This is a genomic window from Virgibacillus profundi (assembly GCF_002287375.1).
Classification (GTDB): Bacteria; Bacillota; Bacilli; order Bacillales; family Amphibacillaceae; genus Virgibacillus_K; species Virgibacillus_K profundi.
This window is the reverse complement of record NZ_NPOA01000005.1, coordinates 122,964-138,651: the sequence shown is the minus strand read 5'-3', so window position 1 is coordinate 138,651 and position 15,688 is coordinate 122,964. Positions and strand designations below refer to the sequence as shown.

Sequence of the window (15,688 nt, the reverse complement as noted above, 5' to 3'; positions counted from 1 at the left end):
TTAGATTCTATCAGAAACTTGTAGGTCTGTAAAGTGTTTTTACATTACAACGATTAAAATAAATTCTTACATAAATGGAAAGTTCATACCTTTTCCTTTTTTACCTTTTTGCATGTTGGTCATTTGCTTCATCATTTTCTTCATTTCCTCGAATTGCTTTAACAACCGATTCACTTGTGAAACAGATGTACCAGAGCCTTTTGCAATCCGTTTTTTACGGCTTGCATTCATAATACTCGGCTCATGTCTTTCTTTTTTTGTCATTGATTGAATAATTGCTTCTACATGGACAAGCTGTTTTTCATCCAATTGGGCATTTTTTAGCCCTTTCATCTTATTGGCTCCAGGGATCATTGCCATTAAATCATCTAATGGCCCCATGTTCTTTACCTGTCCCATTTGTTCCAAAAAGTCATCAAAGGTAAATGACATGGTACGCATTTTTTCTTCAAGTGCTTTTGCCTGCTTTTCATCTACATTTGTTTGGGCTTTTTCAATTAATGATAACACGTCGCCCATGCCAAGAATTCGTGAGGCCATACGTTCAGGATGGAAGGCTTCCAGTTCATCCAGCTTTTCACCCATCCCTGCAAATTTAATTGGCTTATCCGTTACAGCTTTAATGGATAAAGCTGCACCACCACGTGTATCACCATCCAGTTTTGTTAATACGACGCCGGAAATATCCAGTTGGTCATTAAAGCTATCCGCAACATTAACCGCATCCTGACCTGTCATCGCATCAACTACTAGAAAAATTTCATCAGGTTTAACCTTGGATTTAATTTGCTGTAGTTCATCCATTAATTCATTATCAACATGAAGTCGACCAGCTGTATCTATAATGACATAATCATTATGTTCTTCTTTCGCTTGCTCTATTGCTTTTGTTGCAATATCAACAGGGTTTGCCTCTGTTCCCATTGAAAATACCGGCATACTGAGTTGTTCGCCTAGCGTTTCCAATTGCTGGATTGCTGCTGGACGATAAATATCACATGCAACAAGCAGTGGGGAACGATTTTGTTTCTTTCTGAGATGATTTGCCAGTTTTCCTGTAGTTGTTGTTTTACCTGCCCCTTGCAGACCTACCATCATAATGACAGTCGGCGGGCGATCGCTGACAGCAATTTTGCTATGCTCTCCACCCATTAATGTTGTTAATTCCTCTTTAACTACTTTGATGACCTGTTGACCCGGCGTTAAGCTTTCCATTACTTCCTGACCAACAGCCCGTTCTTTAATTCGGTTAATCAAATCTTTAACTACTTTAAAATTTACATCAGCTTCCAACAGTGCAAGTCGCACTTCACGGGTCATTTCTTTTACATCTTGCTCCGAAACTTTCCCTTTGCCTGTGATTTTCTTAATCGTACTTTGCAGGCGGTCGGCCAATCCTTCAAATGCCATAGAAGGTGTCCCCCTAATCCAATTCTTTTAGTTGATTTATCATTTTCAGTACTTCATTATCTGTCACTGTTTTTTCAATTTGCTCCATAAGCTTAACTCTTTGTTCAAATTTTCCATATAAATGTAATTTTCCCTCATAGGATTCAAGCATTGCTTCCGTTCTTTTAATATTATCATACACAGCTTGTCTTGAAACCTGAAGCAGTTCAGAAATTTCGCCTAGTGAATAATCCTCCAAATAATACATTTCCATGTAATTTCGTTGTTTGGGTGTTAACAATGCCTGATAAAAATCAAATAAAAAATTAATACGTGTCGTCTTCGTAAGCAATCTCCACACCCCTTGTTAAGTGAAACACCTTTACAATCCATGATAACGAATAAGAAGCTTTACTGTCAAGTGCCTTCAGCCAGTTATTCTCCTTCCAGCATGTCAGCAAAAAGCCCATATACAAAGGCATGTGCGTTGAATTCCCTTAAGTCTCCAACCTGTTCCCCTAAACCCACAAATTTCACAGGTATGTTTAATCCATTACGAATTGCCAAAACAATTCCACCTTTGGCAGTTCCATCCAACTTTGTTAAAACAATTCCCGAAACGTTTGTTGCTTCTGAAAAGGTTTTAGCTTGGTTTAATGCGTTCTGGCCAGTTGTTGCATCTAATACCAGTAATACCTCATGTGGGGCTCCAGGTATCTCACGCTCAATAATCCGTTTCACTTTAGCCAGCTCATTCATTAAATTAACTTTATTCTGCAATCTTCCTGCCGTATCACATATTAATACATCTGCATTTCGTGATTTAGCCGCTTTTATCCCATCAAAAATAACTGCAGCAGGATCACTGCCGGCACTTTGCTTAATAACATCAACTTCTGCCCGCTCTCCCCATACTTCCAACTGTTCTATTGCTCCTGCACGGAAAGTGTCACCAGCAGCTAAAACTACATTTTTTCCCTGCTGTTTTAATTGATGTGCCAATTTACCAATTGATGTTGTTTTTCCAACCCCATTTACACCAACAACTAAAATAACAGACAACTGGTTTTCCTGAATATTTAATTTCTCTACTTTTTCGTCATCATCGCCATAATAAATTTCGACAAGTTTTTCTGAAATAACATCTTTAACTTCTTTTGTATCCTTTATGTTTTGGCGTTTCACTTCCATTTTTAACTCATCAATTAAATCCATAACTGTCATGACACCAACATCTGCCGATATAAGAACTTCTTCCAGTTCTTCAAAAAAATCTTCATCCACTTTACGATATTTAGCGATTAAATCATTTATTCTTCCTGAAAATGAATTTCTTGTTTTTTTCATACCTTCTTTATATTTTTCGGAAACTTCTTCTGTTTCTTCATTTTGCTTAAATTTGTTTTTCAGCTTTTGCATGAAACTCATTTCTCGTATTTCCTCCTTAAGTTTGAATTAACTCTTTTGTTTCTTCCAGACGGACAGAAACCAGTCGTGACACCCCTGATTCCTGCATAGTAACTCCATATAAAACATCTGCCTCTTCCATTGTACCCTTTCTGTGGGTGATCACAATAAATTGTGTGTGTTTACTATAGAGTTTTACATATTTTGCAAACCTCACCACATTTGCCTCGTCAAGGGCTGCTTCTACTTCGTCCAGCACACAAAAAGGTACAGGCCTAACTCGTAATATAGAAAACAGCAAGGCAATTGCTGTCAATGCACGTTCCCCACCGGACAATAGCCCAAGGTGCTGCAGTTTTTTCCCGGGAGGCTGTGCAATAATTTCCACACCTGTATCCAATAAATTTTTAGGATCCGTTAACTTTAACTCGGCATGACCTCCACCAAATAACTCCTTGAAAACAACAGCGAATTCTTCCTTGATTTGAGTAAAAGTAATATCAAATCGTTTTTGCATTTCTTCATCCATTTCAGCAATAACAGCATATAATGTTTGTTTTGCTTCGACCAGATCATTTCTTTGGACAGTTAAAAATGTATACCGTTCAGATACACGATCATACTCATCAATTGCACCTAAATTAACTGCTCCCAGTTGCTCAATACTTTGTTTCAGTTGCTTCACAATTGCCTTTGTTTCTTCTGGATTATCAGCTTTTTTATAGGTTTGTTTTGCTTTCTCAAACGTGATCGTATAGTCGTTCTGCAGGAGTGTCAACCAATTCTCCAGTTCAACATCCAGACGATTTGCTTTAACATCCTTTTCCTGGATTGCTTGTATAAATAGTTGATGCTGTTTATTTTCTTCTTTTAACTCTCTTTCACGATCCTGCAACAGCTGTGTCCGCTCTGATCTTTCAGAACGTTTGGTTTGGATAGAGTTCATTAATTCTGATTTTCCAATCCTTTTTGTTTCAATGAAGTGATCAATATCCTCTTCAGTTTCCTTTGATCGATTGAATGTGATTAAATCTTCTAAATCACTAGTATAGCTATCATATTGTTCCTGTAATTCTGTTAGCTGAAGCTTGATAGTATTTGTTTTCCCTTGTTGGTTTTTCACTCGTTCTTCAAGTTCTGCAAGAGAGACTTGATTCGTGTGCAGCTCTTGTTGCAATTGGTCCTGATTCTCTTTAAATTCTGTTTCCTGATTTGTTAGTATATTGATTTTTTTCTCGATTGATGCAAGCTTCTGACTTAGTTCTTTTAACTCCAGTGTCAATGCCTTATCACGATGCTTTAATTCTTCACTATCCTGATTAAATTGCTGTTTGTCCTGATCATATATAGAAAGATTGTCGTTGACTGATGCTAATTTCATTTCTAATTCTTTATAGCTTGAGCGTAATTCCTGAAGTGATTGCTGCCAGGAACTTAACGATTCTTCCTCCTGATCCAGCTTTTCTTCTATTAGAGAAATTTGTTGTTTTTGATGGTCAACCTTTTGTTCAAAGGCATTAGTTCTTCTCTCAAAATCCTGCAGCTTTTCCGTTATTTCCTGCAAATCCTTATCTCTCGTAAATAGGGACTGATTTTTCTTCTTACCGGCTCCACCGGACATAGAACCACCCGGATTAACAATGTCACCGTCGAGTGTTACAATACGGTATTTTCTCATAACAAGGCTCGCAATTTCATTGGCATCTTTTAAAGTTTTTGCTATGACGACATGACCCATTAAATGATTAACTGCTTTTTGAAATGAATCCTTAGTTCCAACTAAATTGGAAGCAATACCAACAAATCCAGCATGTTTGTCAATTTTAGCTAAAACATTATTCATAATAAACCGTTCCTGGATAGAAGACAGAGGCAGGAATGTTGCACGTCCGTTATTCGTTTTCTTCAGCCATGCTATTGCATTTCGTGCAGCTTGATCATCTGTAACAACAATATGCTGTGCTTGTCCACCAAGTACCATTTCTATTGCCGTAATGTATTCTTTTGGAACATCAATAAGTTCAATTATTGCACCATGAATTTGCTGCAATTTACTTTCCTCACGAGCTTTCAGTACAGCTTTTACACCAAAAAAGAATCCTTGAAAATCTTCTTTCATCTCTTCAAGCATTTCTTTTCTGGATTTTAGTTTTTCAATATATTGATAGCCTTGGTATAGTTTCGTTTGTGATTCCTGAAATTGGCTTCGCTCTTGTTCAAGCTTCTGTTTTAGCTGTTTAATCAATGATTCTTTTTCAGCGTATCTTCTTTGTTTGGATAAAAAACCTGATTTGGTTTCATTGAATTTATAAGTTAATCCTTCTCTTTGCACGACCAGGTCTTGAAACTTTTCATCCTGTCTGTCTTTCCTGCCGGATATTTGCTGTAATTGCTGATCAATTGATTGTTTTTCATTTCGCTTGGCAGCCTGCTCATTTAGATATTCAATGTACTCCGATTTCATTTCTTCAATTGTACCGGCAATGTTTTCCTGATCTGTTGTTAATTTACTTTCCAGCTCTTCCACTTTTTGTTTATTTTTTAGTTTAAGTGCTAGTAAATCAGTTAAATGTTTCTTTTCGTTTACAAGCTCGGCATGTAATTGATCAATCCGAACTGCTGTATCTTGCTTACCGGATTCAAGTTTTTGTTTATTTTCCGCAAAATGCTTGGTCTTTTCATTGAGCAGTTGCTTCTTTCCTTCATATTTTTCGAGTTGCTGTGTAGTTGTTAATAAATTTGATTGTAATGTTTCAATTGAAGTATCAAGCTTAAGTAAATTCTCACGTTCATTTTCTAAGGCTGCTTCCTTTTTTTGAATTACTGTCTTGCGGTTAATTTCCTCTATTTTTTCTTTTTCTAATTCATTTAACAGTGTTTGCCATTGTTTATGGACTGTTTCTATTTCGCTTATGAGATAGGAAATTTCATTTTCTTTTAATTGATCCCTTAACTTCAGATATTTTTTTGCTGTTTCTGCCTGTTCTTTTAATGGATCTATTTGCTGTTCAATTTCATGAATGATATCTTCCACTCGATTTAAATTTTCCTGTGTTTCTGCAAGCTTATATTCAGCTTTTTTCTTACGTTGTTTATATTTTAAAACTCCAGCTGCTTCCTCAAAAATAGTCCGTCTTTCTTCCGCCTTTGAGCTTAAAATTTCCTCTACTTTACCTTGACTTATAATTGAAAAAGCTTCCCGGCCAAGTCCGGAGTCCATAAATAAATCAATAATATCTTTCAGGCGGCAGGACTGTTTATTAATATAAAATTCACTGTCTCCTGAACGATAAACACGTCTTGTTACACTAATTTCTGCATAATCAAGGGGCAGTTTACTATCGTGATTATCCAGTACTAGTGTAACTTCAGCAACATTCAAAGCTTTTCTGGAATCACTGCCTTGGAATATGATATCTTCCATTTTGGAACCTCGTAGTGATTTGGCTGATTGCTCCCCAAGCACCCAGCGTATCGCATCGGTTATATTACTTTTCCCGCTCCCATTTGGACCAACCACTGCTGTTACCCCTGGCACAAACTCGACCTTAATCCGCTCAGCAAATGATTTAAACCCAACACTTTCTAACCGTTTTAAATACATAGACATTCTCCTAATTAACCTATTCCCTAAGCTAGTTCTCTAATTATTTTTTATTCACGAATCACCCTTAGGTACGTGAAGTTTCAACTACGGTCGCATAAGAGCATCAAAATATACGAACACAACCTAAATAATAGAGGTTGTTTTAAAATATAATTTGGCTTTTTAACGCATTTATTTTATCATAAAGAAGAAAACAAAAGAAGTGCAGAACCTATAGACACATTAAGTTTTGCTTTATTTTTTAAAATTTGGAGGGGTGCAGAAATGAATTTAGAATATCCGTCACAGGAAAATCTAGAGATTATACTGAATGAGTTAGCTGATCGATTAGATGTAGTTAACCGAACAATTATGGATCCGGAAGATTATGACCTGGATAAATATGATGATTTGAAGTTCATGTATGATATGATTACTCAAAAGGGTCGGCTGAGCGCATCTGAAACACAGGCTTTTATTGAAGAACTCCGTGCAGTACGAAAAGCGAAATAGACTGATGGAAAAGGCTGTGATTCTTCTTGGAATTACAGCCTTTATCATCAATTATTAAATTCATCCAGCGCTTTTTTTGCAGCTCTTTGTTCTGCTTCCTTTTTTGTTCGGCCCACTCCAATTCCCTTTACGTCACCTTTAATAATGACATGGGTTATAAATTCCTTATTATGTGAAGGACCTTTTTCATCCACTATTTCATACTCAATCGATTGATTTTTATATTGTTGAACTAATTCCTGTAATTGGCTTTTATAATCCATCGCATGAGAAAAAGCACCAGTCGATATTTTCGGAAAAACATGTTGCTCTAAAAAATGAAGTGCCTGATCAAAGCCATGATCAAGATATAATGCTCCAAGAAACGCCTCGAAAACATCAGCTAATAATGCCGGCCGATCACGTCCTCCTGTTTGTTCTTCACCTTTTCCCAATAGAATATGATCTCCAAAGTTAAGATCCCGTGCAAAATTAACCAGTGAAGGTTCACAAACAATCGAAGCACGTAATTTCGTCATTTCTCCTTCAGGCATTGTTTTGTTTTTTCGATATAAATATTGTGAAACACCTAATTCCAATACGGCATCCCCCAGAAATTCCAATCGCTCATTATCCGAAAACACTTCTTTTCGATGCTCATTCACATAAGATGAATGTGTAAAAGCCTGTTTTATTAATGTATGGTTTTTAAATGTAATATCAAGCTGTTTTTCCAATTGTGTCACATTCATGCACAATGCCACCTCTACTTCAAAGAATATACTTAAAAGTCCCGCATGATGCGAGACTTTACTTTAAACTATTCTTGTGTACTGTTTATGTAATTCACAGCATCACCAACAGTATTTATTTTTTCTGCTTCTTCATCAGCAATTTCCATATCAAATTCATCCTCAAGCTCCATAACAAGCTCAACAACGTCCAGTGAATCAGCTTCAAGATCATCTTTAAAAGATGCTTCCATTGTTACTTTTGATTCCTCTACGTCAAGACGATCAATGATAATAGCTTTTACACGATCAAACACATCTGCCATCATACTTCACCTCCCTTCAAGTAGTATAGTTGATTTTAATTAATATTCCTATAGAAAAGAAGTTGTTTTCGCTTTTTTCTGTTGACTCTTTTCATAAACTTTGGGACTGCACTACGTTCGCCTCACCAAAATACTGTTTTTTTAATTCTTCGCAGTTTCTATAAGTGCGACGTAACTACAGATGATGAAAGGTACGTAATCATCGCTCCAGAAATATACTTCGCTTTCCGCGGGCGGCTGGTGAGCCTCCTCGTGCTACGCACTGTGGGGTCTCACCGATGCCTTTCCTCCCGCAGGAGTCTTCGTATATTTCTTCCGCTAGTGTCTTCGGTTCCGCCAATTTACTACATTAGTATTTAATATTCAAAACATCAACCAACTCACCAGTTTGGGTGAGAGAAGGGCGGTGACTCCTGCGGGAACAGCACGTGTCCGAAGACCCCGCAGAGTGGTTTTCTCAAGGAGGCTGAGGCCGTGCCCGCGGAAAGCATCCGCCCGAAGCGATCCCGAACGGCAATTTTAGAAAATACTTTTAGCAAACAGTAATTATGTCGTCCTTTACATCGACTACGGAGCAGATAACAACAAGTCTTTTGGTGGGGCGAGCAGTGCGCAGTTCCAATCTATGCGAAAACAGCCATTCTGTTCAACTCCGGCGACTGGTGGACAACGCATTTTTTTACTACATCACCATTCCGCCGTCAATGTGAATTGTTTGGCCTGTTATGTAATTTGCGTCTTCGGATGCAAGGAAGCGAACTACTTTTGCCACATCTTCGGGTTCACCAAGCTTAGCCAGCGGAATCAATGCCAGCATGCTTTTCTGCTGCTCATCTGTTAATGCATCTGTCATATCTGTTGATATAAATCCAGGCGCAACAGCGTTAATTAGAATATTTCGTGACGCCAATTCTTTTGCAGTAGATTTAGTTAATCCAATAACACCGGCTTTAGCAGCAACATAATTGGCCTGTCCTGGGTTTCCGCTTACTCCAACAATTGATGCTACATTTACGATTCTTCCGGACTTTTGTTTCATCATTTGTCTTGTAACAGCTTTTGTACAGACAAAAGCGCCTTTCAGATTTGTGTTAATGACCTGATCAAATTCTTCTTCTTTCATTCGCATTAACAGGTTGTCCCTAGTAACCCCGGCATTGTTTACAAGGATATCCAGACTGCCAAATTGGCTGATTACTTCCTTAACCATTTCCTTCACATTCGTCTCATTGGCAACATCTGCCTGTACTTTAAAAGCCTTTACACCCAATAGTTCAATTTCTTCAACAACCGCCTGTGCCTTTGCTTCACTTCCAGCATAATTAACTGCTACATTCGCACCTCGTGCAGCTAATTCCAATGCAATTGATCGTCCGATTCCACGTGATGCACCTGTTACTAAAGCATTTTTGCCTTTTAACATTAGGAATCCCCCTTATACCATGTAATAAATTCGTTCATTGAGTTAATATCCTGTACTGCAAATGTTTTTACACTACGATCAATTTTCTTTAATAAACCACATAAAACCTTTCCGTTTCCTACTTCAACAAAAGCATCAACTCCTGCATCGATCATGTGTCGAATTGATTCTTCAAATCGGACTGGAGAATATAACTGTTTGAGCAGAAGTTCTTTTATTTTTTCACTTTCCCTGACCGGTGAAGCGGAGGCATTGGCATAGACAGGGATGCTTGCATTTTTAATATCTACTTCATTTAGGTATTCACCAAATTGATCATTTGCAGATTTCATCAACCTGGAATGAAACGGTCCACTTACATTAAGTGGCAGAACACGTTTTGCACCATGTTCTTTTAGTAAAGCCGTAGCCTGTTCAATCCCTTTAACAGATCCTGAAATAACAATTTGTCCAGGGCAATTTAAATTGGCAATATCGACAATCTCTCCCGTTACTTTTTGTAATGCTTTATCTATTTCTTCTTCACTTAGACCCAGAACAGCAGCCATTGTTCCTTGCCCTTCAGGAAATGCCTCTTCCATTAACTTTCCGCGAATTGCTACTAAGGGTAATGCCCTGTCCAAAGGGATTGATCCTGCTGCAACCAATGCACTATATTCACCAAGACTATGTCCTATTGTCATTACTGGTTGAATTTCTTCTTTTAAAAGCAATGTATGTATTGCTATACTTGTCAGTAATAATGCCGGCTGTGCGTTTTCTGTTTCCGTTAATTCCTCTTTCGGACCATCAAACATTATCCTTGCTATATCTTTATCCAGGGCAGTATTTGCCTCCTGGAAAAGCTCTTTAATATCTGAATAATAATCATGAAATTCCTTTCCCATTCCAACTGCTTGCGAACCTTGTCCTGGAAACATAAAGGCTACCTTCTTCATGTTAGTATCACTCCTTTTCAAATTCTATTGATTCAACTGTGGTTTTAATTGTATCTGTTACATTATGTTCAACCATATGACAAGCTTGTTTAATTGCACTGAAGATAGCTCTTCGATTGGAGGATCCATGTGCTTTAATAACAGGTGCAGACAATCCAAACAAACCTGCTCCGCCATACTCGGAGTAATCTAATTTACGCTTCAGACCCTTTAAATCATTTTTTATCATCCCGGCAGCAAGCTTTGTTTTCATTGAGGCCATAAATGTTTCTTTTAGCATTGAAAACATTGTCATTGCCGTTCCTTCAATTGTTTTTAATGCCACATTTCCACTAAAGCCATCTGTTACAACAACATCAGCAGCACCACTTAAAATATCGCGTGCTTCTACATTTCCAATAAAATTAATTGGTGCTTCTTTCATTTGCAGAAATGCTTTTCTAGTAAGATCATTTCCTTTTCCATCTTCTGTACCTACATTGAGGAGACCTACAGTCGGGTTTTTAATGGATCGTACTTTTTCTACATAAATGGATCCCATGACCGCATATTGAACTAAATGATTTGGTTTAGCATCCACATTTGCACCAACATCCAGTAGCAAAAAACCATTACCATCTATAGTGGGAAGTGTAGGACTTAATGCAGGACGATCGATTCCTGGAATTCTTCCGACAACAAATAATCCGGCACTCATTAATGCACCGGTATTTCCAGCCGAAATACATGCATCTGCTTTCTTATCTTTTACTTCCTGGGCCATTAACACAAGTGATGCATTTTTTTTACGACGTACCGCACGTACAGGCTCATCATCACTTGTAATTACCACATCTGTATGGATAATATCAATATTTTTTTCATTCGTTAAGTATTCTTTTATTTTGTTTTCATCACCGATTAAAGTAATATGTAAATTTTCTATTTGGGAAATAGCATCCATTGCACCAAGAACAATTTCTTTTGGCGCATGATCGCCTCCCATGGCGTCAATTGCTAATCTCATGTGATTTTTTCCCCTTTACGTTCGTTTGATTGATACATATGAAATAACCCTGTAAATACGATCTCATTTTCTACAAAACTATCCACCTGTACAATCGTTAGGCCTTTATCATTCTTTCCTTTTACAGTTGCTTTTGCTACAACTCGTTCTCCTTCAATTACCTGTCTTGTAAACTTAAGCTCTGTTTTAGCTGTTAAGGCCAGCTCATCATTGATGACTGCAACTGCCAGTGAATTTGCTTGGGCAAACAAATGATGGCCACGAGCTATTTTATTTCTGGAAAAAACCAGATCTGGACTAATATCTAAAATTGATATGGCACGAATATCCAGTTCCAAATCAATCACTTCACCAATCACTTCATCCAAAGGCAATGCTTTAACTGTTTCATTCCATTGATTATTTGCTACATTTTTTATACGTTCACGCAACTCAGGAATGGAAAGCTCCATCCGGTCAAGTCGAATGGTTTGTATACTGACAGAAAATTTTTTCGCAAGCTCTTCGTCAGTAATAAAAGGTGTTTGTTCTATTGTTTCTTTTAATAAACGTTGACGTTCTACCTTTGTTCTCTTCATCCAGGCACCATCCACACGATTAAATCGAATATTTTATGATGTTGTTCGCTCACTTTAAGACTTGGTACTAATAGTAATATATAATACCACCTTTATTTATGCAAGAAATCCTTTTAATCGAGTTTATCTGTTAATACGGAATCATTTTCCAGTTTCTTTTGCAATTGATAGAATGCTGCATCCTGCTCCAGCAGATTTGTTTCGATTATTTCCTGGGCATCTTTGCGTGCTGTTTCCAACGCTCTGTAATCATGAATCATATCCGCAACTTTAAATTCAGGAACTCCACTTTGTTTCCTGCCAAAAAAATCTCCCGGCCCCCGCAATTTTAAATCCTGCTCAGACAACTCGAAGCCGTTTGAAGTCTCTGTCATAATCCGCATTCTTTCTCTTCCTGCCTCACTCTTGGGGTCAGCAATTAAAATACAGTAGCTCTGCATATCCCCTCTTCCAACTCTTCCTCTTAATTGGTGGAGCTGTGACAGGCCAAATCTCTCTGCATCATAAATAACCATAATCGTTGCATTTGGAACGTTTACCCCTACCTCTACAACTGTTGTTGATACAAGGATTTGAATTTCATTTCCTGCAAATTGCTTCATCACATTTTCTTTATCGTCAGCATGCAGTCTACCATGCATCAATCCAATGTTGACATCTGATGGATAATATTCCTGTAGCTGATCGAAAAGATCCACAGCATTTTGGATGTCCAATTTGTCAGACTCTTCAATCAGTGGACAAATAACATATGCCTGTTCACCTAAAGCAATTTGTTTTTCAATGAAATGCAGTACACGTTCAAATGTATTTTCCTTTGTCCAATATGTCTCTATTTCTTTTCTTCCCATAGGCATTTCATCAATTACTGATACATCCATGTCACCAAAAGCAGTAATTGCCAATGTACGTGGAATTGGTGTAGCTGTCATAAACAAGACATCTGGCTTGAGACCTTTATCCCGTAATGTCCTTCTTTGTTCAACACCAAAACGATGCTGTTCATCAACAATGACAAAACCTAGATCATTAAAAAAGACATCATCCTGGATTAACGCATGTGTCCCTATAACAATATCAACCTCATGATTTTCAATTGCAGAAACCATTTCTTTTCTTTTTTTACCTTTAACTGATCCTGTTAATAACACAATATTCGCTTTATCACCAAAGGTTTCCGTTAATGATTGATAGTGCTGTTCCGCTAAAATTTCCGTAGGCACCATCAATGCTCCTTGTTTTCCTGCAGTAATCGAAGCATACAGACAAATCGAAGCAACTGCTGTTTTTCCTGAACCAACATCACCTTGCAGGAGTCTGTTCATTCTATATGGGGATTTCATATCTGATAGAATTTGATTTAATGATTTTTCCTGAGCCTTTGTTAACGGAAATGGAAATAGGCCGATAAATTCCTTTATCTTTTCTTGATCAAAGACTTGTGCATTTCCCACGGTAGCTTCACGTTTGATTTTTCTGAGTAACTGCATTTTAAGCTGGAATAATAAAAATTCCTCATATGTAAACCTTCTGCGTGCATGCTTTAAATCTATTCTATTTGCCGGAAAATGCATGGTTATCAAAGCTTTTCTCCGCTCAGGTATTTTATAAGCTCTTAAATATCTGTCCGGTAAAAACTCAATTATTTCATCTGCATAATCTCTTATGGCATTTTGCATCACTTTTTTTAGTTTAAAATTACTAATGTCACCTTTAACAGAGTACATTGGTTGAATCTCAGCCTGACTTTCCGCAGGTCCCAGTTTATATTTGCTAACCGTAATTTGAAGGCGGTTTAGATCCCATTTGCCCGTTAATGTAATAATATCTCCGGCATTAATCTGTTTTTTTGCAAAAGCACGATTAAACATTACTGCTTTTACTGCAATGTTTTCTACCTCTACCGTAAACGATAGTCTTGACTTTTTCTTTCCATAAAAAGCGAGGGAAGGTTCATGTACAACCCTTCCCTCAATGGTTACTTTATCATCGTGAATTAATTCGCTTAGAGGCTTAATTTCAAATACATCATATCGATATGGAAAATAACTCAATAGATCTTCTACATTAAAAATATTTAATGTTGCTAAATCCTCGGCAAATTTTTCTCCTATACCCTTTATTGCTGTTACTGGGTCGCTTAGCATGCTAATCACACTTTCTTAGAGGTTCTACTATTATACTGACATACCAAATATTTTTTCTTTTAAAAGACGTCCTGTTGGTGTGTCTGCAAGTCCGCCTTCACCCGTTTCCCGAAGTGCTGAGGGCATTTGTTTGCCAATTCGGTACATCGCCCCGATTACTTCATCACACGGTATTCTGCTTGTAACCCCAGCCAGTGCCATGTCTGCTGAAACAATCGCAAGAGAAGAACCAGCTGCATTTCGTTTTACACAAGGTACTTCCACTAATCCCGCAACCGGATCACATACTAAACCAAGCATATTTTTCAATGTCATTGCAAAAGCTTCTGCAGATTGTTGTGGAGTACCTCCTGCCATTTCCACGATTGCTGCTGAGGCCATAGCGCCTGCTGAGCCTACTTCAGCCTGACAGCCACCAGCAGCACCGGAAATAAAAGCGTTGTTCGCAACTACAAATCCAAATGCACCGGAAGTAAATAAATAACGGATCATTTGTTCACGGGTTGGATTCAGTTGATTTTTAACTGAGAATAAAGTTCCTGGTACTACACCTGCACTACCTGCAGTCGGTGTTGCGCAAATTGTGCCCATTGCTGCGTTTACCTCGTTCGTTCCCATCGCCTTACTTACTGCATCGAGTAAAAGATTTCCTGATAATGGTGTTTTTTCCTTCATATAATTTTGGATTAACACAGCATCTCCACCAGTTAATCCAGTTACGGACTCTACTCCTTTTAATGCATCCTCTATAGCATCTTCCATGACTTGCAGATTTTTTTCCATTTCCGTATATACTTCTTCACGCGATCTATTTTTAACATCCATTTCCTGACGTATCATAACTTCGGATATTAATAGATTATCTTTTTCTGCCAATTCCACTAATTCGGCCACTGTTCTAAACATATGAAATGCTCCTCTCACCTAATATTGGTTTAGCTGACAAGTTTTGCGATTTGATTGATATGATCAGCGTTTTCCAACTCTTTTAAAATACTATCTTCCACATTTTGATCTACTTCAATTACCATTAATGCTTCTTTTCCAACATCTTTCCGATTTACTTCCATATGTCCAATATTAATTTCGTGTCTTGCTAAAATTTTTGTAATGGATGCAATGGCACCATATCGGTCATTATGCATAATTAATATAGCTGGATGGTTACCTGATAACCGTAATTCAAATCCATTTAATTCGGTGATTTCCACTTTACCACCACCAATTGATATTCCAATTAACTCAATAGAATCCGTATCATTACCGATAACAAGACGTGCCGTATTTGGATGATCAACCGCTGCACTGTCTACGATAAATTCAATTTGCAGATTATTTTCCTTAGCAATCTCTAGTGCCTTGCTCATTCTTGTATCATCCGTTTCAAAGCCCAGCAATCCACCAGCTAAAGCAAAATCAGTTCCATGTCCTTTATATGTTTTGGCAAATGATTCATATAAATAAATCTTCGCCCATTTTGGCTGTTCACCAAAAAGATTTCGTGCAGCCTTACCGATTCGTGCCGCACCTGCAGTATGTGAACTCGATGGTCCAATCATAACAGGACCAATAATATCAAAAACTGAATTATATTTCATACCAATTCACCGCCTATTTTCGTATAATTTTTATTCTATTGTAAATTATAACAAAAACTACTATAAT

General features: G+C 37.6%; 14 protein-coding genes. 1 reads left to right on the top strand and 13 read right to left on the bottom strand.

The features are described 5' to 3' along the window. Nucleotides 1-66: 66 nt before the first annotated feature. From ffh to smc, 4 genes are all read right to left on the bottom strand, one after another. Nucleotides 67-1,410, bottom strand: a complete 1,344-nt coding sequence (gene ffh / locus CIL05_RS08860; protein WP_095655170.1) for a signal recognition particle protein — start codon at nt 1,408-1,410, stop codon at nt 67-69. A gap of 13 nt (nt 1,411-1,423) precedes the next feature. After that, on the bottom strand, nt 1,424-1,741 hold the full coding sequence (locus CIL05_RS08855) for a putative DNA-binding protein (RefSeq protein WP_095655169.1): 318 nt from the start codon (nt 1,739-1,741) through the stop codon (nt 1,424-1,426). A gap of 83 nt (nt 1,742-1,824) precedes the next feature. Continuing rightward, nucleotides 1,825-2,817, bottom strand: a complete 993-nt coding sequence (gene ftsY, locus CIL05_RS08850) for a signal recognition particle-docking protein FtsY (RefSeq protein ID WP_095655168.1) — start codon at nt 2,815-2,817, stop codon at nt 1,825-1,827. A 16-nt stretch (nt 2,818-2,833) separates the two neighbouring features. Next, complete coding sequence (gene smc, locus CIL05_RS08845) at nt 2,834-6,400, bottom strand: chromosome segregation protein SMC (RefSeq protein ID WP_095655167.1); 3,567 nt, start codon at nt 6,398-6,400, stop codon at nt 2,834-2,836. A 267-nt stretch (nt 6,401-6,667) separates the two neighbouring features. Here smc and CIL05_RS08840 point away from each other — a divergent pair, with 267 nt between their 5' ends. Further along, nucleotides 6,668-6,895, top strand: coding sequence for a DUF1128 family protein (locus CIL05_RS08840; RefSeq protein ID WP_095655166.1), 228 nt, complete (start codon nt 6,668-6,670; stop codon nt 6,893-6,895). A gap of 47 nt (nt 6,896-6,942) precedes the next feature. Here CIL05_RS08840 and rnc read toward each other — a convergent pair whose 3' ends face one another. The 9 genes from rnc to sdaAB form a co-directional block, all read right to left on the bottom strand. After that, complete coding sequence (rnc, locus tag CIL05_RS08835; RefSeq protein WP_095655165.1) at nt 6,943-7,626, bottom strand: ribonuclease III; 684 nt, start codon at nt 7,624-7,626, stop codon at nt 6,943-6,945. A gap of 68 nt (nt 7,627-7,694) precedes the next feature. Beyond that, entirely contained in the window at nt 7,695-7,931 is a 237-nt protein-coding gene (acpP, locus tag CIL05_RS08830; RefSeq protein ID WP_095655291.1) for an acyl carrier protein, read from the bottom strand. 682 nt (nt 7,932-8,613) lie between these two features. Further along, nucleotides 8,614-9,354 carry a 3-oxoacyl-[acyl-carrier-protein] reductase gene (fabG, locus tag CIL05_RS08825; protein WP_095655164.1) on the bottom strand — a complete coding sequence of 247 codons (741 nt, stop codon included), beginning with the start codon at nt 9,352-9,354 and terminating at the stop codon, nt 8,614-8,616. After that, nucleotides 9,354-10,292, bottom strand: coding sequence for an ACP S-malonyltransferase (gene fabD / locus CIL05_RS08820; RefSeq protein WP_095655163.1), 939 nt, complete (start codon nt 10,290-10,292; stop codon nt 9,354-9,356). The genes fabG and fabD overlap by 1 nt, the downstream gene beginning before the upstream one ends. Before the next feature lie 7 nt (nt 10,293-10,299). Beyond that, nucleotides 10,300-11,298 carry a phosphate acyltransferase PlsX gene (gene plsX, locus CIL05_RS08815; protein ID WP_095655162.1) on the bottom strand — a complete coding sequence of 333 codons (999 nt, stop codon included), beginning with the start codon at nt 11,296-11,298 and terminating at the stop codon, nt 10,300-10,302. Further along, nucleotides 11,295-11,876 (bottom strand): transcription factor FapR, encoded by a 582-nt coding sequence (fapR, locus tag CIL05_RS08810; protein ID WP_095655161.1) that lies wholly within the window; start codon nt 11,874-11,876, stop codon nt 11,295-11,297. Before fapR ends, plsX begins: the two co-directional genes overlap by 4 nt. A 113-nt stretch (nt 11,877-11,989) precedes the next feature. Beyond that, nucleotides 11,990-14,023, bottom strand: coding sequence for an ATP-dependent DNA helicase RecG (gene recG, locus CIL05_RS08805; protein ID WP_095655160.1), 2,034 nt, complete (start codon nt 14,021-14,023; stop codon nt 11,990-11,992). Nucleotides 14,024-14,053: 30 nt separating this feature from the next. Continuing rightward, on the bottom strand, nt 14,054-14,929 hold the full coding sequence (gene sdaAA, locus CIL05_RS08800; protein ID WP_095655159.1) for an L-serine ammonia-lyase, iron-sulfur-dependent, subunit alpha: 876 nt from the start codon (nt 14,927-14,929) through the stop codon (nt 14,054-14,056). 29 nt (nt 14,930-14,958) lie between these two features. Next, the gene (sdaAB, locus tag CIL05_RS08795; RefSeq protein WP_095655158.1) at nt 14,959-15,621 is read right to left on the bottom strand and encodes an L-serine ammonia-lyase, iron-sulfur-dependent subunit beta; all 663 of its coding nucleotides are present in this window, start codon (nt 15,619-15,621) and stop codon (nt 14,959-14,961) included. Nucleotides 15,622-15,688: the final 67 nt, after the last annotated feature.

Bases quoted from the DNA above. Each gene is read 5' to 3' on its own strand.
- ffh (WP_095655170.1), bottom strand. From the start codon at position 1,410: ATGGCATTTGAAGGATTGGCCGACCGCCTGCAAAGTACGATTAAGAAA.
- ftsY (WP_095655168.1), bottom strand. From the start codon at position 2,817: ATGAGTTTCATGCAAAAGCTGAAAAACAAATTTAAGCAAAATGAAGAA.
- smc (WP_095655167.1), bottom strand. From the start codon at position 6,400: ATGTATTTAAAACGGTTAGAAAGTGTTGGGTTTAAATCATTTGCTGAG.
- CIL05_RS08840 (WP_095655166.1), top strand. From the start codon at position 6,668: ATGAATTTAGAATATCCGTCACAGGAAAATCTAGAGATTATACTGAAT.
- rnc (WP_095655165.1), bottom strand. From the start codon at position 7,626: ATGAATGTGACACAATTGGAAAAACAGCTTGATATTACATTTAAAAAC.
- acpP (WP_095655291.1), bottom strand. From the start codon at position 7,931: ATGGCAGATGTGTTTGATCGTGTAAAAGCTATTATCATTGATCGTCTT.
- fabG (WP_095655164.1), bottom strand. From the start codon at position 9,354: ATGTTAAAAGGCAAAAATGCTTTAGTAACAGGTGCATCACGTGGAATC.
- fabD (WP_095655163.1), bottom strand. From the start codon at position 10,292: ATGAAGAAGGTAGCCTTTATGTTTCCAGGACAAGGTTCGCAAGCAGTT.
- plsX (WP_095655162.1), bottom strand. From the start codon at position 11,298: ATGAGATTAGCAATTGACGCCATGGGAGGCGATCATGCGCCAAAAGAA.
- fapR (WP_095655161.1), bottom strand. From the start codon at position 11,876: ATGAAGAGAACAAAGGTAGAACGTCAACGTTTATTAAAAGAAACAATA.
- recG (WP_095655160.1), bottom strand. From the start codon at position 14,023: ATGCTAAGCGACCCAGTAACAGCAATAAAGGGTATAGGAGAAAAATTT.
- sdaAA (WP_095655159.1), bottom strand. From the start codon at position 14,929: ATGTTTAGAACAGTGGCCGAATTAGTGGAATTGGCAGAAAAAGATAAT.
- sdaAB (WP_095655158.1), bottom strand. From the start codon at position 15,621: ATGAAATATAATTCAGTTTTTGATATTATTGGTCCTGTTATGATTGGA.